Genomic DNA, 25,926 nt, shown 5'->3' with positions numbered 1-25,926 from the left:
TAGATGATTGGAATAGCAGATAGTGGTTCGACCAAGACAGAATGGTGTCTGTTGGGAGAGACCGGGAAACTTGAATGTCGGTGTTTTACACCAGGGATGAATCCTTATTTCCAGACCGAAAAGGAAATGGCGGAAATGATTCAGCAATCTTTGTATCCTCAGATAGCTGATTATCCCATTGAAGCATTCTATTTTTATGGAGCCGGTTGTGCTTACCCGGAAAAGAATGCTTGTGTAGAAAGGGCAATTCAGTCGTATTGGCCTGTTCCGGTTGAGGTGAATAGTGATCTGATGGCTGCGGCCCACTCCTTATGCGGAACGGAAGCGGGCATTGCTTGTATTTTGGGAACAGGCTCCAATTCTTGTCTGTATGATGGGAAGAAAGTAAAAGAGCAGATTTCGCCTTTGGGATTTATTTTAGGTGATGAAGGCAGTGGAGCCGTTTTAGGTCGGAAGTTGATTGGCGATTGCCTGAAACGTCAGTTGCCGGCTTCGTTGTGTCAGGAGTTTATAGAGACTTATCAGCTTACGCCGGCTTCTATATTGGAACATGTTTACAAGAAACCTTTTCCGAACCGGTATCTGGCAGGCTTTGTTCCTTTCTTGAAAGAGCATTTGGATGTAGAGCCGGTTTATCAGTTGGTTTATCATAGCTTTGAAGAGTTTATTTGTCGGAATGTGATGCAGTATACAGATTATAATCAGTATCCAATCCATTTTGTGGGTTCGGTGGCTTTCTATTTTCAGTCTGTTTTGAGAGAAGTTCTGCAACAATATGAATTGAGGCCGGGAAAGATTGAGAAAGCGCCGATGAATGGTCTGGTTATGTATTATAATAAGGTAAGAAGATGAGTTTTCAGAAAATAACGGAACAAGAATCGTTGTATCATGATTTGGAGAAGAAATCGGTACACGAACTATTGACGGAGATTAACCGGGAAGATCAGAAAGTGGCATTGGCCGTGCAAAGGGTGATTCCGCAGATCGAGAAACTGGTAACCGGTATTGTGGAGCGGATGAAGCAAGGTGGACGACTGTTTTATTTAGGTGCCGGGACAAGCGGACGGTTGGGCGTTTTGGATGCATCCGAAATTCCACCGACTTATGGAATGCCTAATACGTATGTGATCGGATTGATAGCCGGAGGCGACAGCGCTTTACGGAATCCGGTGGAAGCAGCCGAAGATGATGCGTTGAAAGGTTGGCAGGAATTGTGTGAACATCATGTCTCTTCCCGGGATGTTGTAGTGGGCATTGCAGCTTCAGGTACGACACCTTACGTCATCGGAGCTTTACATCAGGCGCGTCAGGCTGGAATTTTGACGGGTGCGATTGCCTGTAATCCGGATTCTCCGGTAGCGGCTGAGGCAGATATAGCCATCGAACCGATTGTCGGTCCGGAATACGTTACAGGCAGTACACGGATGAAAAGCGGAACGGCCCAGAAGATGGTATTGAACATGATCAGTACGGCCACGATGATTCAATTGGGAAGAGTCAAGAACAACCGGATGGTGAACATGCAGCTGACCAATCAGAAGCTGGTCGATCGGGGAACACGGATGATTATGGATGAGTTGGGTTTGGATTACGATACGGCACTTCATTTGTTGCAATTGCATGGCTCTGTTCGTGAAGCTGTTGATTCTTATCATCGGGAGTGGCGTTTGAATCAGTGATATTTTGTATATTTGCGCGTTAAATCATAATGAAATGAGTTTCTTATCAAAATTATTCAAGAAGAATACACCGGAAACAACAGAAGAAACGACAAAAGGAACTGTTGAAGAGTTCGTTTCTCTGATCCGTGTTTACTATCAGGCTGTCATGGCCGTTAACTTAGGAGTTACGAATCTGAATATGCTGGCTGATATGGCTTTGTTTAAGCGTATGCTGAAGATTCCGACTCAGAACAATAAATTAGGCGTTGCAGAAAAGTCGCGTGTCCGCAAAGTCCTGATGCAGGATTATGGATTAAACGAGGCTTTCTTTAAGGAAATAGATTCGTCGGTAAGGAAATGTTGTAAGACGCAGAACGATATCAAGACCTATTTCTTTATGTTCCAAGGCTTCTGTAATGATTTGTTTAGTCTGTTGGGTAACCTGATGCAATGGAAGTTCCGTCTGGCGCTTTTGTTGAAGAAGATGCTTTATGCACAGACAGTTAAGACGGTACATGAAATCATGACACGCTCGGAATGGAACGATGTCAGTGTACAGAAAGCTGCCTGGAGTGTCCGTAAATATGCGCAGACATTGGGTTATTCCGAACAATGGGTAACGGATTTTGTCTATAATGTCGTTCTTTTGGCCCGCGAAGACCAGAAAAGACAGGCAAAAGAAGGAAAGAAAGACGCATGAAAGAAACCGTAGCCGAGAAACATCCGCTGGGATTCTTTCTGCCCGAAAATACACAGTTGCTGATGTTGGGGAGTTTTCCTCCGCCTCAGCAACGTTGGTCCATGAATTTCTACTATCCGAATATACAAAACGATATGTGGAGAATTCTTGGACTTTTGTTTTATGCGGACAAAGACTTCTTTTTGGAAGCGCCCCGGAAATTCAGTGAAGAGAAATGTAAGGCTTTCTGCCGGGAAAAAGGTTTGGGAATAGGCGATACTGGCGTAGAGGTCATCCGCCAGAAAGGAAATGCTTCGGATAAGTTCCTTGAAATCGTCCGACCGATTGATTTGGAAAAGGTATTGGCTCAGATTCCGCAATGCCGGGCCATTGTCGTTACCGGGCAAAAGGCCATGGATACGCTTTTGTCGGTCTTGTCGTTATATGCACTGGTAGAAGAACCGGCAGTCGGAACTTTTTCTCCTTTTGTCTGGCATGGAAGAGAAATGAAACTGTTTCGTATGCCTTCTTCATCGCGAGCCTATCCGAAACCATTACCGGAAAAAGCGGCTATCTATCGGAAAATGTTCGAATTACTGGGAATGTTGCCTGCTGAGGAAAAAGAAAAATGAATTTTTCTGATAAATTTTTTACTGAAACGCTTGTCAGTTTAAAATAAAGTCGTACCTTTGCAACCGTAATCGAGAACGGTACTACCGAAGCGATTACAAGACATAAAAATCGGGATGTAGCACAGTTGGCTAGCGCGCCACGTTCGGGACGTGGAGGTCGGAAGTTCGAGTCTTCTCATCCCGACTATTGAAAGGCTAAATATCTACTTAATAGATGTTTGGCCTTTCGTCTTTTTAGCCGGTTTTGGTTGGCTGTAATCCCTTATCCTTTCTATTTTTCCATACTGCTTTTATTCATTAATCATCATGTCGTTGAAATTAGTTCACCTATATGAACTAAAGCTGTAGGCGAAAGATGATACGTTCTTCGTTACTTTTGGATATGAATCCTATCTGTTTTTAATTGTTTGACAAATGTGGTAAAGCTTTTTCATATATGTGGTAAAGCTTTACGACTAATATGGAAAAGCTTTTTGACAGCTGTCAAAAATATAAAGTGCAGGCAATTTTATGCTCCGGGATAATGAGAATGCGATTATTTCTCCGTAGGATAAAAATCGGCCGGCTTTTCGATGTGGATCCGTTTCCCGGTAGTAGGATGATCAAACTCCAGGAGTTCGGCGTGTAAATACAGGCGGTCCGATTCTCGCCCGTAAAGTGTATCGCCTTCGATCGGGGCATTTAATCCGTCAGGATGTGCGGCATGGACGCGCAGTTGGTGCGTACGTCCGGTATGCGGATAGAAGGCAACCCACGTTTGATGGGCACTCCTTTGGAGCACTTCATACGTAGTGAAGGCGGGTTTGCCTAAGGTTTCATGGATGATTTGCCGCGGACGATCCAGTGGATCGGGGCAGATGGGCAGAGCAATACTTCCTTTATCCGAATCGACGATGCCATCGAGCCGGGCGATGTATCGTTTGCGGATGGTCCGGTTCTTAAACTGTGCCTGCAGATGTTGGTGAACTTCTTTTTTCTTGGCAATCAGCAACAGACCGGAAGTAGCCATATCCAGACGGTGAACTATCAGCGGACCGGTGGCTTCTGGATATTGTTTTCGTGCCCAGTCGTAGACAGAAAAGTTGGCTTCTTTCCCGGGAACCGACAACATGCCCGCCGGCTTGTTGACGACCAGCAGGTCATTGTCTTCATAAAGAATCTTCAAAGAAATATCGGATGCAACCGAGGTCTGGACCGATTGGAAGGTAACCGGCAGGCCGATTAGCATGTGTTTGAGGATCGGTTCGCATTTTCCTTTGCAGGCAGGGTAGAAGTAACCATGCCGGCGTATTTCTGTTTTCGGAGAATTGCCCCACCAGAATTCAGCCATCGCAATCGGACGAAGCTGATTCAAATAGGCATATTGCAGCAGTTTGGGTGCAGCACATTCGCCTGCTCCGGCGGGAGGAACTTGCTGGGCTGTCGGTGCAAAGATTTCACAAAGATCTTTTGTCTCTCCTCGGGCATTTAACAGATTAAACTGGGCGAAAAGCCGGAGCTGAAGGGCTGCCGACCGTTTCTTCCGTTCTTGCTTCCGTTGCTGGATTTGCTTTTCATACTCCAGGATACGTGTTCCCAGTTGGGTGAGTTCGGCTTTCCATTTTCGTTCCAGCCGTTTATATTCTGCCTTTTGGAACTGACTTTCTTGGATGAGCCGGGCATCTTCGTCGGCAGTCAGACCCGTTTCGCGGAGGCGTGCCCGCCGTTCTTTTTCTGTTTTCAAGAAGGTTTTGGCGGCTTGCAATGCCTGCGATGCGGCCGTCTGCTGTTGTTGAAGTTCCTCTTTCCACGACAAATAAGCCGGATTGTGCTGCATCGCTTCGAGTTCATGGTTGATGGCAGTAATCTGTTCTTCTTCGATCTTGAAGAATCCGTCGGGTTGCAATAAGTCATAGACCGGCGGAACAAAATAATCGTGGTTGTTGGAATGGGCCAGATTCCCGGAGAAAGCCGCTAAGAAACCGATTTCTCCCGTTGGTTTCCGTACAACCAGCACGCCAAACATTTTCCCTTTCTCCAGTTCTTCCCGCCAGTCGCCCCGTGTTTCCAGATAGGCTTGTACTTCTTTTGTCGCCAAAAGGCAAAGCGGATGCGGGGTATAATGGAACGGATTGGTGAACGCTTCCGGCAGTTCGATACCGTCGGTTGGGGATTGAAAGGGGTGAAATTTGCTTACAGACATGATAGTTCGCATTGAAAACAGCGCTGCAAAAGTAATCAACATCACGGGATATAAAGGCATCTGCTTGGTGCTGTTAGATTTTTTTGTACATTTGGGTCCGATAAAAAAGGAGGAAACAATGAAACAAGAGACTGCAATATTTGCGTGCGGCTGCTTTTGGGGCGCACAGTATCAGTTTGAACATGCCAAAGGAGTTATTGATTCGGTTGTCGGTTATATGGGCGGAGATAAGGAACATCCTACTTATCAGGAGGTAAAAGCGCATACAACGGGTCATGCTGAAGTGACGAAAGTGGTATTTGATGCCGACCAGACATCCTATACCGACTTATGTAAATTATTCTTTGAGATTCACGATCCGGCACAAACCGACGGACAAGGTCCGGACATTGGTCCGCAATACCGGAGTGAAATCTTTTATCTGAATGAAGAGCAGAAGAAACAGGCCGAAGAAGTAATTGCCTTGTTGCGGTCAAAAGGCTATGAAGTGAATACACGCCTTACGCCGGCTTCTACTTTCTGGGAAGGAGAGGAGTATCATCAGCATTATTATGACAAGACAGGCGGAGAACCTTATTGTCATATCCGAACCAAGAAATTTTAATAGGCAGAGACGCATTAAAGCGTCTCTGTTGTTTTATTCGGTTGTTGAGCGTGTCAGGAGAAGAAAGCGTCTTCCTAAACATAAACCTAAAGTCGTCAGGCTTACCGGAAAACCGAACCAGACACCCAATGCTCCTAAATGGAGGATAAAGCCGCAGATGTAACCGATCGGTAAGGCGAGTCCGAAGTGACACACTAATGCCATCTTGGCCATGTATTTGACATCCGTCAGTCCGCGCAAGGCGTTGGCGAATAGAATCTGCAGACCGTCGCCGAACTGATAGAGCATCATGGGCCAGCAGAAGAGAGCCACCAACTTTACGACTTCTTCTTCCGGGGTAAATAAATAGCCGATGCGTGTGCGGAAGAGTAATAAAAACGCGATGAAAAGCAGGGCGAATGTGTTGATAATTACAAAGCCAGCCTGAGCCGCCTTGCGTATTTCCTGATTATTCCGGCTTCCGTTGAAATTGCTTACCCGGATGGAAACAGCCGCTCCGATACCATAGTACAGCATAAAACCTAACGTCGTCACAACTCCTCCTACCTGATAAGCTGCCAACGCTGTACTGCCGATCCAGCCCATCATAATGACACTCAGACTGAAAGATCCCGTCTCTACACCCATTTGGAAACCGACCGGCAAACCCAAGCGTACCAGATTCCGGATACTTTCCCGGTTGATGACGCTTTGTCTGAAACCTTGAAGGTACTCGGTATATTTCTTCCTTTTACAAAAGAGCCAGCAGAAAGCAACCAATGTCAGGATACGGCTGAAAAGTGTTGATATACCGGCACCTGTCAATCCCAGTTCCGGAAATCCGCCATGACCGTAAATGAGAAAGTAATTCCCGACGATATTGAGGACATTGGCACTCAGCATGACATACATCGGAGTCAGCGTATCGGTCGTTCCGTCGCTGAACTGCTTGAACGAATTGAACAGCATGGTGAAGACAACCGAGAAGAGTTGCAGAATATAATACGGAATGATGTACGGATACAGCTCTTTCGGCTGGTTGAGCCAGTCGAGGTTGAAGAGCAGAAACAGCATGCAAAGGCTTAACAGGATACCGACGATGAAGTTGATCGCCAGACTGTTCTTCAGCGTAGCGCCTACTTCGGCGTATTGTTTCTGGGCAAACAGGCGACCGACAATGGGTGTCAATCCGTAAGAAAAGCCCATTCCGAAGATGAAAGCCAGGTTAAAGAAGTTATTCACAAACGAAGCTGCCGCCAGTTCCTGCGTGCTGTGATGCCCGACCATGATATTATCGGCAAAGCCCACAATAATAATGCCCAGCTGTCCCAGCATAATCGGGACACCCAGGCGTATTGTTTCTTTATAATGATTCATCAGACACGATTATATTCAACCGAGCAGTTCAACGGACGTGATAACGACATTCTCTGTCGGGCGGTCTTGTCTGTTCGTCTTAACCTGTTGGATGGCATCGACTACTTCGATACCTTTTACCACTTCTCCATAAACGGTATATTGGTTATCCAGGAACGGAACTCCGCCTTCCGTCTTATAGATTTCCCGTATTTCTTTCGGAAGTTTGGCTTCGTCTTTCCGCTTTTCCGCTTCCAGTTCGGTTTTCCCGATCAGTGTATCACGCAAAATAGCCAATTCTTCCTTGTTGCCGCTCCGGTAATATTCCATGATCTTAGGTTTGTTCTCGGCCTGTAAGCGGGCGAAAATAGATTGCTTCAGCCGGTTCTCCAGCTGCTTTTCCATCTGGTTCAGCTCGGCATCCGAATATTTTTTCCCGGTCACGATATAAAACTGCGAAGCCGATGAAGCACGTTCCGGATTCACTTCATCACCGGTACGGGCAGCGCACAGGGCGCCTTTCTTATGAAAATATTTCGGATAGTTGAATTCTGCCGGAACCGTATAACCCAGATCGCCGGCGCCTAATGATTTGTTCATAGGCGCGTCTTTCGATGTTACATCACCGCCCTGGATCATAAAATCCTTGATGACGCGGTGAAACAACAATCCGTTGTACGTCCCGTCTTTTACCAGCTGTATAAAATTGTCCCGGTGCTTGGGTGTTTCATTGTATAATTTCAACTGGATGTCACCCATCGAGGTGTGCATCACCACTTGCGTTTCGTTCATTTGATTTTCCATTCCCTTTATTTCTCTACTATTTTCATTGATTTAATCTTTATATTCTTGAGCGGACGGTCTTCGGTATTGGTTTCAACCATCTGAATCTTGAATACCGTCTTCATGCCACTTACGACTTCACCAAATACGGTGTATTTGTCATCGAGGTCCGGACGTCCACCTTCCAGCATATAAGCCTGGCGTTGTTCGGCTGTAAATTCCTTGTTCTGTTCCTTCTCCATCTTATCCAGTTCCATCTCGGTAAAGAATTTTCCGGTCACAATATAGAACTGCGAAGCCGACGAAGCCCGTTCCGGATTGACATCATCGCTTGTCCGGGCCGCACACAAAGCGCCTGCCTTATGGAAATGCTTCGGATATACGATTTCTGCTGGAATGGTATAATCCGGATCACCGTCGCCCAAATGCTTGTCTGCCGGCGCATCCTTCGAGTTGATATCTCCCGCCTGAATCATGAATTGCTTGATTACGCGGTGGAACAAGAGTCCGTCGTATAAATGATCTTTCACATTCTTGATGAAATTATCCCGGTGCAACGGCGTGTCGTTATACAACTTTACCTTGATTTTTCCCATATCGGTATCAATCTGTACCAGGGTTTCCTTCTCCTCCTGTGCCTTTGCCTCTGCGAAAGGAACAGACAAAGCCATCATGGCTATCAGCAAACTTGTCAATAGGCTTTTCATCATCATCTTCTGAATTATTTGATTAGTAAATTAATTTATGCGAACAAAAATACAAAATAAAAAGAAAAGGCTCAGCGCTCTGCCTTGTTTTTGTGGGGAATAAGTAAAGTTAGGGAAATATAGGATATTTTGTGGTGTAAAGAGATGGTTGGATTTGCTAATTCCATTTTCCTAATTTGGGAAATCGAATATACTGGCGTAAATTTGTGAACGAATTAGTGAAAATAACTTTATGAATACAACTTTATCTAATATACATTTATCTGATTTTCCTGAGAAGATTTCCATTACGGAAACTTCTGGGGGAAAAGTTCAAATATATATGTATGGTCCAAAATCTTATGATAATCAATTGGCGGTGATTACGCACTACTTGCATAATCGTGAATTTGCCAAAGGTTTCTCCATCGAACTAGCTCAAAAATATTTAAAAGAATATTTAGAATATAAGTTTCCCAAAATGGAAGTTACAAGGAATATACTATGTGAACCTTTGCAAGCAGGGCTATTTAATGATTTTTTTCAAATACCTTTCCCTGATCCTGAAGATTATAAGTTTACTTTTATTGATTTGTTTGCAGGGATGGGAGGATTCCGATTAGCTATGCAGGCGCAAGGGGGAAAATGTATTTTTTCTTCAGAATGGAATCCTTTTGCCCAAAAGACATATATGGCGAATTTTGGAGAAATGCCTTTTGGCGATATTACAAAAGAGGAGATAAAGAAATATATTCCCGATCATTTTGATGTGCTGTGTGCTGGATTTCCTTGTCAACCGTTTTCTATAGCAGGAGTGTCCAAGAAAAAAAGTTTAGGCAGGGAAACAGGTTTCCGTGATAAAACACAAGGAACTTTATTTTTTGATGTAGCTGAAATTTTAAGTCGTCATAGACCGAAAGCTTTTTATTTGGAAAATGTCAAAAATTTAGTATCTCATGATAAAGGTAATACATTTAAAGTGATTCAAGCCACATTGGAAGAGTTGGAATATTCCATACATTATAAGGTTATGGATGGTAAAGATTATGTACCGCAGCATAGAGAGCGAATAATGATTGTTGGTTTTGATAAGAGACGTTATCAAGGGCAAGAGAAATTTGAATTCCCTATGACAAATAATCCAACTAGAAAAATTCGAGAAATTTTGGATTCGAATCCAGATCCTAAATATACTCTTTCTGATAAATTGTGGAATTATTTGCAAGATTATGCAGAGAAACATCGAGCTAAAGGTAATGGATTCGGTTTTGGTTTGGTGGATTTGGATGGCATAAGTAGAACTCTTAGTGCAAGGTATTATAAGGATGGTTCAGAAATATTAATTCCACAAAGAAAAGGAATGAATCCTCGACGTTTGACTCCTAGAGAATGTGCTCGTTTAATGGGATATCCAGATGAGTATATTATAAATAAGGTTTCAGATGTTCAAGCATATAGGCAATGTGGTAATTCTGTCGTTGTGCCACTTATTACTGCTGTTTCAGAACAATTGGTCAAAACAATGCTAAAAGGTTAGTTTTATGGGAGATCTATTAAATAGCGCAATTGAAAAAGTGCAAAATGCAAAACATGCATTTTGTCGTTTCATTACAGTAAACGATACAGGGAAAAATGGCTCACATCAAGCAGGTTTTTATATTCCTAAGTGTGCGGCTTCTCTTTTATTTGATATTCCCGGCGTAAAAGGAGAGAATAAAGATAAATTTGTAAAGGTGAAGTGGCAGGATGACTTCATAACTGATAGCCGTTTTATCTATTATGGGCAAGGTTCACGTAACGAGTATCGCATTACTCGTTTAGGAAAGGATTTTCCTTTTTTTGAAGAAGAATATTTGGGTGGTTTGTTGATTATTGCACAGCAAAGTGATGATTATTACTATGGTTTTGTTTTACAATCAGATCAGGATATTGATGACTTTTTTGCATTCTTCAATCTTTCATCAGAAAAGACCAATCAGTTAATAGATATTTCACAATCTGTATCTCTTGAAGAACGGTTGGATGTGGAGATTCAACATATTGTTTCTTTATATGAAGATTTTCCGGAAACGAGACAAATGGCTAAATTGGCCAGAGATATTTATAATAATATCCATAAAGTTACAGATTCTAAGATTTGTGATAATCCTGACTTTCAGTTATTAAAATGGTTTGATACGGAATATAGTTTGTTCCGAAGCTTTGAAGAAAAGATATATGCTCCAATTTATAGTAAGCCATTTGCCAATTGTCAAGAGCTAGTTAAATTTTCTAATGCTATTTTAAACCGACGTAAATCACGAGCAGGTAAATCTTTGGAGCATCATCTCGCGACTATATTTTCAGCCGCTAAATTGGAATTTGAGGAACAAGTTATTACGGAGGACAATAAGAAGCCTGATTTTATATTCCCTAACGGAGAAGCATATCATAATTTATTGTTCCCAGCAGAAAATTTAGTTTTTCTTGGAGCTAAAACAACTTGCAAAGATCGTTGGCGTCAAGTATTGAATGAAGCCAACCGTATTGATATCAAATATTTGTTTACTATGCAACAAGGAATATCCAAGAATCAACTATTGGAAATGAAGCATGAACATGTAAAATTGGTGGTTCCTGAATCATACAAAAACTCATTTGATAAAGAATGTCAACCTGACATCGAAACATTAGCTACATTTATCGCAATGGTCAAATCTAAACAGGAGTCACGGTCTACTTATTCTGTTTAATTTTTAATTCCCCATACCCCGCTTCTCCCTCGGCTGCCAGGCTGGGGGAATTTTCTTCTATTCCATACGTTTTAAGTGGGTTGGGCTTGAAATGCTCTAGGTAAGTGTGGTTGATGTGGTACTCCATTTCTTGCAATGTCTGTTCGCGGACAGCAGGTTTCAACTGACATTCCCAAATGGTCATTACCCGCCAGCCCATTTTCCTCAGTTGCACTTTGTTGCGTTCGTCCCGTTGCTTGTTCCGTTCGATTTTCTTTTTCCAGAAATCCGTGTTACTGTGTGGAATATGGCTGTCTACTTCATGTCCATGCCAAAAACAGCCGTGAATGAAGATCACAATTCCGTATTTGCGCAATACAATATCGGGCGTGCCCGGCAACTTCTTCACGTTCTTGCGATAGCGGTAGCCCCGGTGGTACAAGTAGCGGCGGACGATAAGTTCTGGCTTAGTGTCCTTGCTTTTAATCCTCGCCATGACGGCCGAACGTTTCTTTTTGTTCCAAATATCCATACCCATGCGTCTTTGCTGCAAATTTACTAATTCGAAAGGAAAGCATGAAAGGATTTAAAAGAAGTATAAATGCTATTTATCGCGCTAAATTCCGTTTCCCGGATTGCGAAACCCCGATTTAGTGGGCTAAATTCCGTTTTTCGGATTGCGGAATACCGATTTAATAGGCTAAATTTCATTTTGGGGATTGTGGAAACCCAATTTAGCGTGCTGAATTGCATTTTCCCATCGGTAAAAATAGAAATAAGGATAATTCTCTTTATATTTGAGAACTAAACTTTAAAATTTTTAATATGGCAACAATGTTAAAACCCAACGAAATCAATCTTGCAAGATTAAACAACGCCGAATTTACTTTTTTTGCCGGACAAATCTGTACATACGTAAATGAAGGAACCGTTGAAGCACTTCATGTGCCCCAGGAAACCTATTCGGCTTTTTCGGCAAACTATGACAAGTTGATAGATCTGGTGGATCAAAGCCGGATTGCCTCCGAAACTGCCCGGATTACAGAATTGGACAAGCAGGTAGATGACTTGCTTTCGTATTTCTTCTCGACCGTTAAGACGGGATGCAATCATCCGATCGAGGTGAAACGAACGGCAGCACAGGCATTACAGAATGTGATGAAACCTTATTTCGGAGCCCAGTCGTTGCCCCAACGGCAGCAGGTACAGACGGTCGACGGCCTGCTGAAAGATTTGAAGAAAGATGAAAATAAGGCTCATCTCACGGCTTTGGGCTTGTCGGAAGAACTTGTGTATTTGGAAGAAATGAATGCGGAATATAAGTCGCTTATCGAAAGTCGTGCTGCTAATCAGATGGCGAATCCGGTTGAATCGGCCAAACCGATCCGTATGGAAATGTATGATCAGTATGATGAGATCGTGACTACCGCTTGGGCATTCAGTATCGCTTCGCCGTCTGATGTTCTTACGGCTTTCATTACCAAGGTGAACAAACTGATTGCCGATACCAACCAGGCGTATAACCAGCGCATGGCGGAACGAAAGAAATCAACTGAAGAAAACAAGGCTTGATATCCCGATGCTCCCGGTTAGAGATGTGCCGGGAGTTTTTGTATCGTGTATTCTTGTTTCTCTTTCCTTTTTAACCGGATTATTTTCCGTATCTTCGCATATCGAAACTCTAAAAATCCAAATCATTATGTTTTCAGGAATTGTAGAAGAAGCTGCCAAGGTGGTAGCGATAGAAAAAGATAAAGGCAACATTCATATTACGATGGAATGTTCGTTTGTGAATGAATTGAAGATCGACCAGAGCGTAGCACATAATGGTGTGTGCTTGACTGTCGTGAAGAAGACCGACAAAACGTATACGGTAACGGCTATTCAGGAAACATTGGATCGTTCGAACTTAGGGCATCTGGTGCCGGGCAGTCTGGTAAATCTGGAACGGAGCATGCTGATGAACGGCCGCTTGGACGGACATATCGTCCAGGGACATGTAGATCAGACGGCTGTTTGTACAAATGTGGAAGAAGCAGACGGCAGCTGGTATTATACGTTCGAATATAAATTCGACAAGGCAATGGCACAGAAAGGGTACGTGACGGTCGAAAAAGGTTCGGTATGCGTAAACGGAGTCAGTCTGACCGTATGTAATTCACAGGATAACAGCTTCCAGGTAGCGATTATTCCTTATACGCACGATCATACGAACTTCTGCCAGATCGAGAAGGGAACGGTAGTGAACCTCGAGTTTGATATCGTGGGAAAATATATCAGTAAGATGATGCAATATAAATAATCTGGTGATGACGACGTTCTTTGATTTGGTGGCCCGGCGGCAAAGCGACCGGGCTTTCGATCCGGACCGTCCGGTCGAGAAGGAAAAAATCCAGCAGATCTTGGAGACAGTCCGCCTGGCTCCTTCGGCCTGCAATTCACAGCCCTGGCATTTTATCGTAGTAGACGATCCGGAGACGAAGAATAAACTGGCGGATGCCGTGGCGAGCAAGATATTAGGTATAAACCATTTCTCGAAGCAGGCACCGGTACATATCGTGGTGGTAGAAGAGAAACCCAACCTGAGTGCCGGTTTCGGAGCCTGGCTGAAGGATAAGAACTTTGCTCACATCGACGTAGGAATTGCTGCTGCTCATCTGGTGTTAGCGGCCGAAGACGAAGGATTGGGCAGTTGTATCATGGGCTGGTTTGACGAGGATAAAGTACGCAAGCTGTTAGGAATTCCTTCCGGCAAGCGTGTGTTACTGGATGTCGTGTTGGGCTATTCAACGCAACCCGACCGGAAAAAGGTTCGGAAAGAACTGGATAAGATTGTCAGTTGGAACCGGTATGAGTAATTCATACCTTCATTGATTCATCAGGTGGAGACAACGGTAAAGAAAAATAGGAGCGGACTGTTCTATTCTAAGAAGGAAGAACAGATAAACTCAATCTCGCATGCTGCCGGATTCGCGTTGGGACTGATTGTCTGTTTCTGCTTTTTAGCGTATTGCCATCAATACGGTGACGAGTGGGCAACATTAGGAGTTTGGCTTTATCTGGCAGGCATGGGCGGTTCGTATCTGACGTCAACGCTTTATCATGCCTTGCGTCATCATAATCCGTTGAAGAAAAGGCTCCGTCAATGGGATCATGCTGCCATATACTGGCATATTGCCGGCAGCTATTCACCGATTACGTTGACGGTTTTACGCGAGGAAGGTGCATGGGGCTGGGGACTGTTCGCTTTTGTGTGGACCTGTGCTCTTGTCGGAACGGCGGTCAGTTTTCGTAAGATGGAAGAACATAGCCACATAGAAACCCTTTGTTTCATAGTGATGGGCTTGTCTATTTTAGTCGCTTTCGGTCCGTTGTTGGCCGTAGCTGAAACAGCCTGCTACTGGATGATAGCAGAAGGAGTCTGTTATATTACCGGAGCTGTGTTTTATTCCTTCCGTCGTATCCGGTATGCCCATTCTATTTTCCATTTCTTTGTTCTGGCCGGTTCTGCCTGTCATATGGTGGCGGTATGGCATGTCTTGAGTCTGGGTGTATCTTGAATAAATGGTCAGTTACTAAATAAAACACGATGAAGTAATGCTAACGATAGAACTACTTTCTGCCGATTTGTCGAGCGAACTGCCTCTTCCTTTTGCGGATGCCGGTATCAAGGCGGGATTTCCGTCTCCGGCTCAGGATTATCTGGAAGGAACAATCGACTTGAATAAAGAACTGGTTCGTCATCCGGCTACCACTTTTTATGGACGGGTGAAAGGAAATTCCATGATTGATGCTGGCATTGAAGAGGGTGATTTACTGGTGATCGACAAGTCGCTGGAACCACAAGACGGTGATATGGTCGTGGCTTTTATCGACGGAGATTTTACGATCAAGTATGTTCGTCAGGAAAAAGACTGCTTGTGGTTAGTGCCCGCCAATGCCGATTATCAGCCTATCCGAGTGACGGAGGAGAATGACTTTATGGTGTGGGGTGTCGTAACTTATACCATTAAAAAGCGGAACAGGAGACTATGATCGGACTGGTTGACTGCAATAACTTCTATGCCTCGTGCGAACGGGTCTTTAATCCATCCTTGCGGCATGTACCAGTCGTTGTATTGTCGAACAATGATGGTTGTATCGTGGCCCGAAGTAATGAAGCAAAGGCATTGGGAATTGATATGGGAGTTCCTTTCTATCAGGTGAAAGATCAGTTGGAGAAGGCACAGGTGGCCGTATTCTCGTCCAATTATATTCTATATGGTGATATGAGCCGACGGGTAATGATGCTGTTGTCTTCTTTTACTCCGCATCTTTCCATCTATTCGATTGATGAGGCTTTTCTGGATCTTCAGGGAATAGCAGAAGGAGAAAAACTCCGCGAGTATGGTTTACAACTGGTACGGACAGTAACCAAAGGAACTGGAATCCCGGTTACCTTGGGTATTGCTTCTACAAAGACGTTGGCGAAAGTCGCATCGAAATACGGGAAAAAGTATGCCGGTTATAAAGGCGTATGTCTGATTGATACGGAAGAGAAACGGAAGAAAGCCTTGCAGGATTTCCCGATTGAAGATGTCTGGGGTATCGGGCGGCGGATGCGTAAGCAACTGACTTATTACGGAATTCATACGGCAGCCGACTTCTGTTCCAAGTCGGAATCGTGGATCCGGAAAGAGTTTACGGTGACCGGTGTGCGTACCTGGAAAGAGTTGCAGGGTATTTCTTGTATTGATATAGACGATTTGCCTCAGAAGAAAAGTATCTGTACAAGCCGTAGTTTTGCTGAAGGGATCAGCGAGTTGGCTGTCTTGGAAGAAGCTGTAGCCAACTTTGCGGCCTCGTGTGCCCGTAAATTGCGGGAACAGCATACGTGTTGTCAGGCACTGACTGTTTTTGCCTATACCGGACGCTTCCGGCTGGACTTGCCGCAATGCCATATTCAGGAATATGTTCCCATAACTGTGCCGACCAATTATCCGCCGGAAATTATCCAGGCTGCTTTGCGTGGTTTGCGGACCGGCTGGAGAAAAGGCGACTTCCGGTTTAAGAAGGCCGGAGTTATCGTCTGGAATATCACACCTGACACGGCTATTCAAACACAGTTGTTTGATCCGGTGGACCGCGGGAAGCAGGCAGCCTTGCAGAAAGCCATTGATGAAATTAACCGGAAGAACGGATACCAGATCTTGAAAGTAGCTTCACAGGGCGACGGGCGAAAGTGGAATCTGAAGAATGAATACATATCACGGCAATATACAACCAATCTTCGGGATGTCATTGAAGTGAAATCGGAGTAAACAAACTGCCCTTTTGTTTTTTTACTAAATTTGTCGCCAGAAAAGACAACAAAAGATGTTATTACCTTATTTACAAGAGAACCGGATTGAAGCCGGTTGCGATGAGGCCGGACGAGGTTGTTTGGCGGGTGCAGTCTATGCGGCTGCCGTCATCTTACCGCCCGACTTCAAGAACGAAATGTTGAATGATTCGAAGCAGCTGACCGAAAAACAGCGGTATGCCTTGCGAAGTGTGATAGAAGAGTCGGCTTTGGCTTGGGCTGTCGGAATCGTTTCGCCGGAAGAGATCGATCAGATTAATATTCTGAATGCTTCCTTTTTGGCCATGCACCGTGCCATCGATCAGTTGAAGATCCGTCCGCAGCATTTGCTGATCGACGGGAACCGCTTTAATCCTTATCCCGGAATTCCGCATACAACCATCGTGAAAGGAGACGGAAAGTATCTGTCGATCGCCGCCGCATCCATTTTGGCCAAAACATACCGTGATGATTATATGAATGAGTTACACCGGGAATATCCTGTCTATGACTGGGATCATAATAAAGGATATCCGACGAAGAAACATCGGGCAGCTATCGCTGCGCACGGAATTTCGCCCTATCACCGGAAGAGTTATAATCTGCTGGGCAACGGCCAACTCACCTTGGATTTGTTTTAAGCCTATTTCTTTCCGTTATTTATTGATTCGAATAAACGGAAGCACGAGGAATAGCGGGATACAGCAGAGCATCACCCAAATGAAGAAGTGCTGGTAACCGATACATTCCTGAATCCATCCCGAAATCATACCGGGCACCATCATGCCGAGTGCCATAAATCCGGTACTGATAGCATAGTGAGACGTTTTATATTCTCCTTCGGCAAAAAGCATCAGGTACATGGTGTATCCGGTAAATCCAAATCCGTAACCAAACTGTTCGATGGCAACACAGGTATTGATAATAGCAAAGTTGTCTGTCTGTGCGTATGCCAAATAAAGATAGACCAGATTAGGCAGAGAGATGGCGAGTGCCATCGGCCAGATCCATCGTTTTAGGCCGTGTTTCGAAATGGCAATACCTCCGGCAATTCCCCCTAATAGAAGGGCAATGACACCAATGGTACCATAGACAAATCCTACCTGGCCGGTACTTAATCCCAAACCACCTATCTCCGGTTGATCCAGTAGGAATGGAGACGCCAGTTTAACCAATTGCGATTCACCCAAGCGGTACGTCAACATAAAGAGGAGAGCCGGTATAATTCCTTTCTTGGAAAAGAATGACGAAAAGGTCTGTACAAATTCCTTCCAGATACTATGAATGGTGACACCGCTTCGCAGCTTGTCGGATGAAGGTTTCGGTAGGATGAATTTGTGCCAAAGGGCAAGCGCGATGAAAATTCCTGCCATGACAAAGAAAACAAGGCTCCAGGCCATCGGAATGTGACCGGTTGACTTTTCCAGCCAGCCGGCCAGCATGACCAGCAATCCTTGTCCGGTAATCATGGCAATACGATAACACGTATTCCGGATGCCGATAAAGAAAGCCTGCTGTTCTTCATTCAGCCCGAGCATATAAAACCCGTCGGCTGCAATGTCGTGGGTAGCAGAACAGAAAGCCATCACCCAAAAGAAGGCAAGGGTTGCCTGGAAGAAGAAATCACCAGGCAAGATAAATGCGATTCCGGCCATTCCGCCCCCGATCAGTACCTGCATGATCCAGATCCACCAGCGTTTTGTCTTGATCAAGTCTACAAACGGGCTCCAGAGAGGTTTAATTACCCAGGGAAAATATAACCAGCTTGTATAAAGGGCGATGTCGGTATTGGAAACATCGAGCCGTTTGTACATAATGACGGATAATGTCATCACGGCTACATAGGGTAAGCCTTCTGCAAAATATAATGTAGGAATCCAGTTCCAGGGAGATTTCTTTGTTGTCATACTGTTTCAGGTATTAGTCAGGTTGGTTTTCCAATTACAAATTTAGCTGAAAAGAATCTTGATCGTTCGCTACCGGAAACTTGCGGCGGAAGGTCATGAGTTTTTCTGCAGATAATGTGCGAGTGAGCAGACAATGCTTACGGCTATAGGCACATCCTAACATTTCTCCTTTCGGTGAAAAGAGTACGGAACCGCCTGCGTAATTGAAGCCCTTACCATCAATGCCCGTTCGATTGACACCGCATACATAAGCCTGGTTTTCGATCGCCCGAGCCAGCAGCAAAGGTTGCCATACCGCAGAACGGACTTCAGGCCAGTTGGCCATATAAATCAACAGATCATATTCGTTATCCTGGTTACGGCTCCAGACGGGAAAGCGTAAGTCGTAACAGATTTGCAGACAGATGTTCCACCCTTTATATAAGATCACAGGACGTTCATTACCGGCTGTGTAGGTATGTGTTTCACCGGCCATACTGAACAGATGGCGTTTGTCGTAATGATACACTTGGCCGTCAGGAGTAATGAAGAATGCCCGGTTGTAAAAGTGTTCCTCTTCATGCGCTATAAAACTTCCTGTGATAGCCAAATTGTATGTATTCGCCCATCTTTTGACGGTAGAGACGGTTTTTCCTGTCATTTCTTCCGCTAATGCTGCCGCGTTCATGGAAAAACCGGTTGTAAACATTTCCGGCAAGACAACCAGGTCGGTTTTCCCTTTTGCCTCTTTTAATCGGGATTCACAGCTTACTAAATTCTTTTCCTTCTGTTCCCATTCAATCGGAAATTGCAGAAAGCTTATGCGTAAATCATTTTCCATTGTATTCTAAAAGATACGAGATTCGTTTTTAATATAAGTGAGGATCATAATCGATTCTCACGAGATTCGTTTTTCAAATTGCATTATTAAAAAAGGAACCGGACGAGAATAATTCAGTCTGGTTCCTTTTTCGTCTTGAGGATAAACTCTTCAACCGCCGAAATGCTCCGGATGACAAGCTCTGATTCCGTTGTACTTTTCACGGATTATCGCAATATCCTGGTCCGCATTCCCTGTCGGATAAAATATTTCTTTAATGCCAACGGTCTTTTTTCCATAATCAATGTAGGCCAGTAAAATAGGAACATGGGCTTTCAATGCGATATAATAGAATCCTTTTTTCCATTCATCTACCCGTTTTCGTGTTCCTTCGGGTGTAATGGCTACTTGAAACCGGTCGTTTGTCTGAAACATTTCAACCACCTGGTCTGTCAGTGATGTTCGTTTGTCCCGATTGACAGGAATTCCTCCCATACTCTTGAACAGCAGATTAAAAGGGAAGAAGAACCAGTCTTTCTTCATCAGAAACCCGGCTGTCAGGCCAATGGATGTGTAAAACAATTTTCCAACGACGAAATCCCAGTTGCTTGTATGCGGAGCTACACAAATAACGCATTTGGGTAATTCCACTCCTTCATGAGGACCCAACTTCCATCCAAACCAGCGAAGAAGAGTTTTACAGATAATTTGTTTCATTCAATGCTTATTTGTTTAATTCGCCAATTTCAGCGGCAATAGCATCAATTTCCTTTTGCAAGTCAGCTCTGAGTTTACTGTAATATGCTTTTACCAGTTTCGGATTGTCTTTACCGTCAGGTCTGCCGGCACGGCCGATAAAATTATCTTGCATATCCAGAATCCGGGCCAGGATAGTGTCTGCTTTTTCTGTGTTAGTATCCGGCAGATACAATTTGCAAAACACGGTTTCCAAAAATAAGTTACCAGCCGTGTAGCTGATTTCTTTCTTTAAAATACGTCTATTAGCCATAATCTTTTAAATTAGAATATCGACAAAGCTACAAAAATTACAATTAAAATATAAGAGGCTAATCAAAAAAAGCGTAAAAAAGATTATCTTTGCAAGCAGAAAATCATACCATTAAAAAGAACTACAGGATGAACAATACAGAAACTGCGCCAGAATATGTGTTTGAAAGTAGTTGGGAAGTGTGTAATAAGGTCGGAGGAATTTATACAGTCCTTTCTACAAAGGCGCATACTTTACAACAAATGTTGAGTGATCGGATTATTTTTATCGGACCAGATATTTGGGATAAAACTCAACCTTTGGATTTTGTGGATGATACAAGTCTTTTTACAGATTGGAAGCAGCATGCTGAATCAGCAGATGGCCTTCATGTGAAAATAGGGCGTTGGAATGTTCCGGGAATGCCTCCTGTTATTTTAGTTGATTTTAAACCCTTTTTCCCGGAAAAAGATGCGTTGTATTATATGATGTGGGATCAGTTTCATGTTGATTCTATTCATGCATACGGAGATTATGACGAATCTTGTATTTTTGCTTATGCCGTAGGAAAGGTTATTGAGAGTTTTTACCATTATTATAAGTTGGAAGATAAGCCGGTCGTTGCACATTTCGATGAATGGATGTTGGGAATGGGAGCGTTGTATGTAAAGAAACAGCTTCCGAAGGTTGCTACCATATTCACCACTCATGCAACATCTATCGGGCGTTCTATAGCAGGAAACAATAAAGCTCTGTATGCCTATATGGATGGATACAATGGGGATCAGATGGCATATGAGTTGAATATGGAAGCGAAACATTCCATCGAGAAACAGACCGCTCACCAGGTAGATTGCTTTACTACGGTAAGTGATATCACGGCCCGGGAATGTGAACAGCTCTTGGATAAGAAGCCGGATGTTGTAACTCCGAATGGATTTGAACCCAACTTCGTACCTGCAGCTGCAGAATATGCTGTAAAAAGAGCAGAAGCACGCAAGGCTTTGCTTAATATGGCCGAAAAGCTGTTAGGATATTCAATCGATCCGGATGCTTTGTTGATATCAACGAGTGGCCGTTATGAATACAGAAATAAAGGTATTGACGTATTTATCGAAGCAATGAATCGAGTTCGTACCAGTGGACAGTTGCAGCGTGAAGCGATCGCCTTTATTATGGTTCCTGCATGGGTACGGGAAGTCCGTTCAGACTTAAAGAAAGCTATTGAAATCGATTATCCGAATGAAGAACCCATGCAATGTCCTTTTATCACTCACTGGTTAAATCAGATGCAGGATGATCGGGTGATGAATTACATCGGTTATGCCGGTTTTACGAATGCCAAGAATGAAAAGCTGAAGATTATATTTATTCCGTGTTATTTGGATGGAAAAGATGGTATTTTGAATAAGCCATATTATGATATTCTGATCGGTATGGATGTGACGGTTTATCCTTCCTATTACGAACCATGGGGATATACTCCGTTGGAAAGCATCGCTTTTGGAATTCCGACTATCACAACGAATCTGGCCGGTTTCGGTTTATGGGCATTGAAAGCGGGTGTATCAGGAAAGAATATTCAAGAAGGAGTTGTCGTGATAGACCGTACAGACTTTAATTATTTTGATGTGGCAACAGAGATTACTAACCATATCTTGGCTTTGGCGGATATAGCAGACGAGAAACAGAAAAACAAAATTAAGGAAAATTGTTTCGATTTGGCCCAGAAAGCCGAATGGAGCCGATTTATTACTTATTATAAGGAGGCTTTTTCTGTTGCATTAATGCATGCAAGCGAAAGGAATTCTTGAAAACATTAAAATTCAATCAAATAAATTAATTATCTTTGCCGCCGTTTGATGATTATATCAAAATGGAAGCAAACAAAAGAAATATAAACTAAACTTCACGATAATGAAAATCAAATCGAATGACCCTATTTGGAAGGATGTTTATTCTCAGTCTAAATTACCTGCCTCTTTAGAGGTATTGAAGGAAATGTCTACTAATCTTTGGTGGGTATGGAATTACGAAGGGGCAAAACTATTTGGAAAAATTGATCCGATTCTTTGGAAGAAAACAGAAGGAAATCCTGTTCAATTATTACAGAACCTTTCTTTTCAGCGTACAGAAGAAATTTTAGCTGATAAAGAATTGATGGCTGAAATCGCAAAGGTGTATGCTGATTTCAAAGCTTATATGAATGTGAAGCCAGATCAGACCAAACCATCTGTCGCTTATTTCAGTATGGAGTATGGTTTGACGAATGTTTTGAAGATTTACTCAGGTGGTTTAGGTGTTTTGGCCGGTGATTATCTGAAGGAAGCAAGTGACAGTAATGTCGATATGTGTGCTGTTGGTTTCTTGTATCGTTATGGTTATTTTACACAGACCTTATCGATGGATGGCCAGCAGATTGCTAATTATGAAGCACAGAACTTTAATTCTCTTCCATTGGTTCAGGTTATGGAAGAAAATGGTGAACCAATGGTATTGGAAGTTCCTTATCCAGGACGTACCGTTTACGCTCATATCTGGAAAGTCAGTGTAGGCCGTGTTCCTTTGTATTTAATGGATACGGATATACCGCAGAATAGCGAATGGGACCGTTCAATTACTCACCAATTGTATGGTGGTGATTGGGAAAACCGTATGAAGCAGGAATATCTGTTAGGTATCGGTGGTATTATGATGCTGAACAAGCTGGGTATCAAGAAACAGATATATCATTGCAATGAAGGACATGCTGCTTTGATCAACGCACAGCGTTTGGTTGATTATATCCAGAAAGAAGGATTGTCATTCAATCAGGCTATGGAAGTAGTTCGTGCTTCTTCACTTTATACAGTACATACCCCGGTTCCTGCCGGACATGACTATTTCGATGAAGGTTTGTTTGGCCGCTACATGGGTGAATTCCCTAATAAATTAGGTATCAGCTGGCAGGAATTTATTGACATGGGACGTGTAAATCCAGGTTCAAATGAGAAGTTCTGCATGAGTACGTTCGCTTTGAATACTTGTCAGGAAGCTAATGGTGTAAGCTGGTTGCACGGAAAAGTTTCTCAGCGTATGTTTGCTCCAATTTGGAAGGGTTATTTCCCGGAAGAATTACATGTAGGATATGTGACAAATGGTGTTCATATGCCGACATGGGCTTCAACAGAATGGAAAGAGTTCTTCTATAAGAGATTCCATAAGAATTTCTATGCTGATCAGTCTAATCAGAAATATTGGGAAGCTATTCAGTCAATGCCGGATGAAGATATCTGGAATATCCGTCAGACATTGAAGAATAAACTGATCAAATATATCAAGAATGAATATAAGACAACTTGGCTGAAGAATCAGGGAGACCCGGCAAAAGTAGTTTCTATTCTGGAGAAGATCAATCCGAATGCTTTGTTAATTGGTTTTGGTCGCCGTTTTGCAACTTATAAACGTGCTCACTTGTTGTTTACTGATTTGGATCGTTTGGCAAAAATTGTAAATAACGAACAATTCCCGATTCAGTTTGTATTTACAGGTAAAGCTCACCCGGCTGATGGTGGTGGACAAGGTTTGATCAAGCATATCATTGAGATTTCTCGTCGTCCGGAATTCCAAGGTAAGATTATTTTCCTTGAGAATTATGACATGCGCTTAGCTCGTCACTTGATAGCTGGTGTGGATGTCTGGTTGAATACTCCGACTCGTCCGTTGGAAGCTTCTGGTACTTCAGGAGAAAAAGCAGAAATGAACGGTGTATTGAACTTCTCGGTACTGGACGGATGGTGGTATGAAGGTTATCGTGAAGGTGCTGGTTGGGCCTTGACTGATAAGCGGACTTACGAAAATCAGCAGTATCAGGATCAGTTGGATGCAGCAACTATCTATCAGATGTTAGAGTCAGAAATCATCCCAACATATTATGCTAAGAATAGTAAGGGTTATTCTCCTGAGTGGATTCAGTACATCAAGAATTCTATGTCTCAGATAGCCTACAACTATACAATGAAGCGTATGCTGGACGATTATATTAATCGTTTCTACAAGAAGTTAGCTACTCGTTCCGCAGTTCTGACAAAAGACAATTATGCAAAAGCAAAAGAAATAGCTGCATGGAAAGAAGAAGTAGCTGCACATTGGGATTGTTTTGAAGTGACTTCCTTTACTTGTGATGCTGATTTTGCAGCTAATGGACCTGTTGTAGGTAAGGAAAGTACATTTAATCTGGTAATAGATCGTCATGAATTGGTAGGCATGTTGGGTGCTGAAGCGATTATTACAAAAGAAGATCCAGAAAAGCATCAGACGGTTATCGTAGAGAAAGCTGAATTCGAATTAAAGAAAGAAGAAGGTACGCATATGTATTTTGAGCTGAAGATTACTCCAACAGAAGCCGGAAATCATAAGCTCGGCTTCAGAATCTTCCCGAAGAATCCGAATTTACCTCACCGCATGGACTTCGCCTTTATTCGTTGGATCCAATTATAATCAGATAGCATAAGTGTGATTTGATATTATAAAATGAGAAAAAGAGTGCATCTTTTCGGAGATGCATTCTTTTTTTGTGTCATCAATTTGATGCAGTTGGATATTTTATTATCTTTGCTACGTACAAAAGGGGCATTAGCTCATCTGGCTAGAGCGTTAGACTGGCAGTCTAAAGGTGATCGGTTCGAGTCCGATATGCTCCACTGTTTTTATATACTTTTCGGAATGATTATTTATAACATCACCTTCCATATTGAGAAAGATATTCTACCTGATTGTTTAAATTTTCTGAAGTCTATTTATATTCCATTAGCTACTCAAAGTGGATTTATGCATTCTCCTCGTATGCATCGGGTGTTACCGCACGTAGACGAAGAAGAGGGCAATAGTTATGCCATACAGTTCCGGGTAAAGAATGTGGATACGCTTAATTATTGGATCGAGCAGGAAGGGTTGCGTCTTTCACACGAACTGGTTCGTCGTTTCGGCTCGAAAGTCATCGGTTTTACTACAGTTTTAGAGGAAGTTGAATTATAATGGTGAAAGAACGTGTGATATTAGGTATTGATCCTGGTACCATAGTGATGGGATATGGTGTATTATTGGTTTTGGATAATAAACCTTATCTACAGACTATGGGCGTACTTCAACTAAATAAATTTGAAGACCATTATTTACGTCTGAAGAAAATCTTTGAACGGGTATTAGGGCTGATTGATCAATATCATCCGGATGAATTGGCAATAGAAGCTCCATTCTTTGGTAAAAATGTACAGAGTATGCTGAAATTAGGGCGAGCTCAAGGAGTAGCTATAGCTGCAGCTATGGAAAGAGATATCCCTATTTTTGAGTATGCTCCGTTGAAAATTAAACAGGCAATAACAGGCAATGGAAGTGCTTCAAAGGAGCAAGTAGCTGGAGTCTTAAAGAATTATTTGCATATCAAGGAGGAAAATATGTTGCCTCAGTTGGATGCCACAGATGGATTAGCTGCGGCTGTGTGCCATTTCTTCCAGAGTAATAATCCGGTCTTAGAAAGAAAATATAGTAATTGGGGGGATTATATAAAGAAAAATCCGGATAAAATCCATAAAAAATGACCATCATTATCTGGAAAACAGATGAATGACGGTCATTTCTTATTTATAGTTTAAATTCTC

27 protein-coding genes and 2 tRNA genes are annotated in these 25,926 nt (G+C 43.0%); 20 read left to right on the top strand and 9 right to left on the bottom strand.

Annotation, left to right across the window (positions count from 1 at the left end; all coding sequences use genetic code 11):
• The first annotated feature begins 3 nt into the window (after positions 1-3).
• The 5 genes from NEE14_RS07330 (at position 4) to NEE14_RS07310 (ending at position 3,156) form a co-directional block, all read left to right on the top strand.
• Positions 4-852 (top strand): ATPase, encoded by an 849-nt coding sequence (locus NEE14_RS07330; protein ID WP_251968007.1) that lies wholly within the window; start codon positions 4-6, stop codon positions 850-852.
• Positions 849-1,679 (top strand): N-acetylmuramic acid 6-phosphate etherase, encoded by an 831-nt coding sequence (gene murQ / locus NEE14_RS07325; RefSeq protein ID WP_251968006.1) that lies wholly within the window; start codon positions 849-851, stop codon positions 1,677-1,679. The genes NEE14_RS07330 and murQ overlap by 4 nt, the downstream gene beginning before the upstream one ends.
• Positions 1,680-1,713: 34 nt before the next feature.
• Positions 1,714-2,361 (top strand): hypothetical protein, encoded by a 648-nt coding sequence (locus NEE14_RS07320; protein WP_251968005.1) that lies wholly within the window; start codon positions 1,714-1,716, stop codon positions 2,359-2,361.
• Positions 2,358-2,972 (top strand): uracil-DNA glycosylase family protein, encoded by a 615-nt coding sequence (locus NEE14_RS07315; RefSeq protein WP_251968004.1) that lies wholly within the window; start codon positions 2,358-2,360, stop codon positions 2,970-2,972. The genes NEE14_RS07320 and NEE14_RS07315 overlap by 4 nt, the downstream gene beginning before the upstream one ends.
• A gap of 110 nt (positions 2,973-3,082) precedes the next feature.
• Positions 3,083-3,156: transfer RNA gene (locus NEE14_RS07310), tRNA-Pro, on the top strand.
• Positions 3,157-3,507: 351 nt separating this feature from the next.
• Here NEE14_RS07310 and NEE14_RS07305 read toward each other — a convergent pair.
• Complete coding sequence (locus NEE14_RS07305; protein WP_251968003.1) at positions 3,508-5,154, bottom strand: RluA family pseudouridine synthase; 1,647 nt, start codon at positions 5,152-5,154, stop codon at positions 3,508-3,510.
• A 118-nt stretch (positions 5,155-5,272) separates the two neighbouring features.
• On the opposite strand from NEE14_RS07305, the gene msrA reads away from it, so the two are divergent.
• Positions 5,273-5,758, top strand: coding sequence for a peptide-methionine (S)-S-oxide reductase MsrA (msrA, locus tag NEE14_RS07300; protein WP_251968002.1), 486 nt, complete (start codon positions 5,273-5,275; stop codon positions 5,756-5,758).
• Between the two features lie 33 nt (positions 5,759-5,791).
• Here msrA and NEE14_RS07295 read toward each other — a convergent pair whose 3' ends face one another.
• Genes NEE14_RS07295 through NEE14_RS07285 form a run of 3 tightly spaced genes read right to left on the bottom strand, consistent with a single transcriptional unit; the run spans position 5,792 to position 8,586 of the window.
• Positions 5,792-7,114 (bottom strand): MATE family efflux transporter, encoded by a 1,323-nt coding sequence (locus NEE14_RS07295; RefSeq protein ID WP_251968001.1) that lies wholly within the window; start codon positions 7,112-7,114, stop codon positions 5,792-5,794.
• A 15-nt stretch (positions 7,115-7,129) separates the two neighbouring features.
• Positions 7,130-7,897 carry a peptidylprolyl isomerase gene (locus tag NEE14_RS07290; protein WP_251968000.1) on the bottom strand — a complete coding sequence of 256 codons (768 nt, stop codon included), beginning with the start codon at positions 7,895-7,897 and terminating at the stop codon, positions 7,130-7,132.
• A 5-nt stretch (positions 7,898-7,902) separates the two neighbouring features.
• Complete coding sequence (locus NEE14_RS07285) at positions 7,903-8,586, bottom strand: peptidylprolyl isomerase (protein ID WP_251968013.1); 684 nt, start codon at positions 8,584-8,586, stop codon at positions 7,903-7,905.
• Positions 8,587-8,815: 229 nt separating this feature from the next.
• Here NEE14_RS07285 and dcm point away from each other — a divergent pair, with 229 nt between their 5' ends.
• Together dcm and NEE14_RS07275 are read left to right on the top strand one after the other, a co-directional pair.
• Positions 8,816-10,099, top strand: coding sequence for a DNA (cytosine-5-)-methyltransferase (gene dcm / locus NEE14_RS07280; RefSeq protein WP_251967999.1), 1,284 nt, complete (start codon positions 8,816-8,818; stop codon positions 10,097-10,099).
• Between the two features lie 4 nt (positions 10,100-10,103).
• On the top strand, positions 10,104-11,294 hold the full coding sequence (locus NEE14_RS07275) for a type II restriction endonuclease (RefSeq protein ID WP_251967998.1): 1,191 nt from the start codon (positions 10,104-10,106) through the stop codon (positions 11,292-11,294).
• On the opposite strand, the gene NEE14_RS07270 is transcribed toward NEE14_RS07275, so the two are convergent.
• Positions 11,278-11,805 carry a very short patch repair endonuclease gene (locus tag NEE14_RS07270; protein ID WP_251967997.1) on the bottom strand — a complete coding sequence of 176 codons (528 nt, stop codon included), beginning with the start codon at positions 11,803-11,805 and terminating at the stop codon, positions 11,278-11,280. The genes NEE14_RS07275 and NEE14_RS07270 overlap by 17 nt on opposite strands.
• A gap of 293 nt (positions 11,806-12,098) precedes the next feature.
• Between NEE14_RS07270 and NEE14_RS07265 the strand changes: the two genes are divergently transcribed.
• The 7 genes from NEE14_RS07265 to NEE14_RS07235 all read left to right on the top strand — a co-directional run bounded on the left by NEE14_RS07265 (position 12,099) and on the right by NEE14_RS07235 (position 17,234).
• Complete coding sequence (locus tag NEE14_RS07265) at positions 12,099-12,845, top strand: DUF6261 family protein (RefSeq protein ID WP_251967996.1); 747 nt, start codon at positions 12,099-12,101, stop codon at positions 12,843-12,845.
• A gap of 127 nt (positions 12,846-12,972) precedes the next feature.
• Entirely contained in the window at positions 12,973-13,575 is a 603-nt protein-coding gene (locus tag NEE14_RS07260) for a riboflavin synthase (RefSeq protein WP_022455565.1), read from the top strand.
• A gap of 7 nt (positions 13,576-13,582) precedes the next feature.
• Positions 13,583-14,131, top strand: coding sequence for a nitroreductase family protein (locus tag NEE14_RS07255; RefSeq protein ID WP_251967995.1), 549 nt, complete (start codon positions 13,583-13,585; stop codon positions 14,129-14,131).
• A gap of 24 nt (positions 14,132-14,155) precedes the next feature.
• A complete protein-coding gene (gene trhA, locus NEE14_RS07250; RefSeq protein WP_251967994.1) occupies positions 14,156-14,833 on the top strand; it encodes a PAQR family membrane homeostasis protein TrhA in 678 nt (225 codons plus the stop codon).
• A 37-nt stretch (positions 14,834-14,870) separates the two neighbouring features.
• The gene (locus NEE14_RS07245; RefSeq protein ID WP_251967993.1) at positions 14,871-15,308 is read left to right on the top strand and encodes a LexA family protein; all 438 of its coding nucleotides are present in this window, start codon (positions 14,871-14,873) and stop codon (positions 15,306-15,308) included.
• On the top strand, positions 15,305-16,573 hold the full coding sequence (locus NEE14_RS07240; RefSeq protein WP_251967992.1) for a Y-family DNA polymerase: 1,269 nt from the start codon (positions 15,305-15,307) through the stop codon (positions 16,571-16,573). The genes NEE14_RS07245 and NEE14_RS07240 overlap by 4 nt, the downstream gene beginning before the upstream one ends.
• A 55-nt stretch (positions 16,574-16,628) precedes the next feature.
• Complete coding sequence (locus tag NEE14_RS07235; RefSeq protein WP_251967991.1) at positions 16,629-17,234, top strand: ribonuclease HII; 606 nt, start codon at positions 16,629-16,631, stop codon at positions 17,232-17,234.
• Between the two features lie 15 nt (positions 17,235-17,249).
• On the opposite strand, the gene NEE14_RS07230 is transcribed toward NEE14_RS07235, so the two are convergent.
• The 4 genes from NEE14_RS07230 to NEE14_RS07215 form a co-directional block, all read right to left on the bottom strand.
• Positions 17,250-18,500, bottom strand: a complete 1,251-nt coding sequence (locus tag NEE14_RS07230) for an AmpG family muropeptide MFS transporter (RefSeq protein WP_251967990.1) — start codon at positions 18,498-18,500, stop codon at positions 17,250-17,252.
• Between the two features lie 34 nt (positions 18,501-18,534).
• Positions 18,535-19,320, bottom strand: coding sequence for an amidohydrolase (locus NEE14_RS07225; RefSeq protein ID WP_251967989.1), 786 nt, complete (start codon positions 19,318-19,320; stop codon positions 18,535-18,537).
• 150 nt (positions 19,321-19,470) lie between these two features.
• A complete protein-coding gene (locus NEE14_RS07220) occupies positions 19,471-20,016 on the bottom strand; it encodes a 1-acyl-sn-glycerol-3-phosphate acyltransferase (RefSeq protein ID WP_251967988.1) in 546 nt (181 codons plus the stop codon).
• A 7-nt stretch (positions 20,017-20,023) separates the two neighbouring features.
• On the bottom strand, positions 20,024-20,308 hold the full coding sequence (locus NEE14_RS07215) for a hypothetical protein (RefSeq protein WP_251967987.1): 285 nt from the start codon (positions 20,306-20,308) through the stop codon (positions 20,024-20,026).
• 128 nt (positions 20,309-20,436) lie between these two features.
• Here NEE14_RS07215 and NEE14_RS07210 point away from each other — a divergent pair, with 128 nt between their 5' ends.
• The 5 genes from NEE14_RS07210 (at position 20,437) to ruvC (ending at position 25,866) form a co-directional block, all read left to right on the top strand.
• The gene (locus tag NEE14_RS07210) at positions 20,437-22,101 is read left to right on the top strand and encodes a glycosyltransferase (protein ID WP_251967986.1); all 1,665 of its coding nucleotides are present in this window, start codon (positions 20,437-20,439) and stop codon (positions 22,099-22,101) included.
• A 103-nt stretch (positions 22,102-22,204) separates the two neighbouring features.
• Entirely contained in the window at positions 22,205-24,766 is a 2,562-nt protein-coding gene (glgP, locus tag NEE14_RS07205) for an alpha-glucan family phosphorylase (RefSeq protein WP_251967985.1), read from the top strand.
• Positions 24,767-24,895: 129 nt separating this feature from the next.
• A tRNA-Ala gene (locus tag NEE14_RS07200) sits at positions 24,896-24,969 on the top strand.
• 22 nt (positions 24,970-24,991) lie between these two features.
• Positions 24,992-25,303, top strand: coding sequence for a DUF4286 family protein (locus NEE14_RS07195; protein WP_251967984.1), 312 nt, complete (start codon positions 24,992-24,994; stop codon positions 25,301-25,303).
• Positions 25,303-25,866, top strand: coding sequence for a crossover junction endodeoxyribonuclease RuvC (ruvC, locus tag NEE14_RS07190; protein ID WP_251967983.1), 564 nt, complete (start codon positions 25,303-25,305; stop codon positions 25,864-25,866). Before NEE14_RS07195 ends, ruvC begins: the two co-directional genes overlap by 1 nt.
• The last annotated feature ends 60 nt before the right edge of the window (positions 25,867-25,926 follow it).

The sequence above is a fragment of the Parabacteroides sp. AD58 genome (assembly GCF_023744375.2).
Taxonomy (GTDB): domain Bacteria; phylum Bacteroidota; class Bacteroidia; order Bacteroidales; family Tannerellaceae; genus Parabacteroides; species Parabacteroides absconsus.
This window is presented reverse-complemented; position numbering and strand designations above follow the sequence as displayed.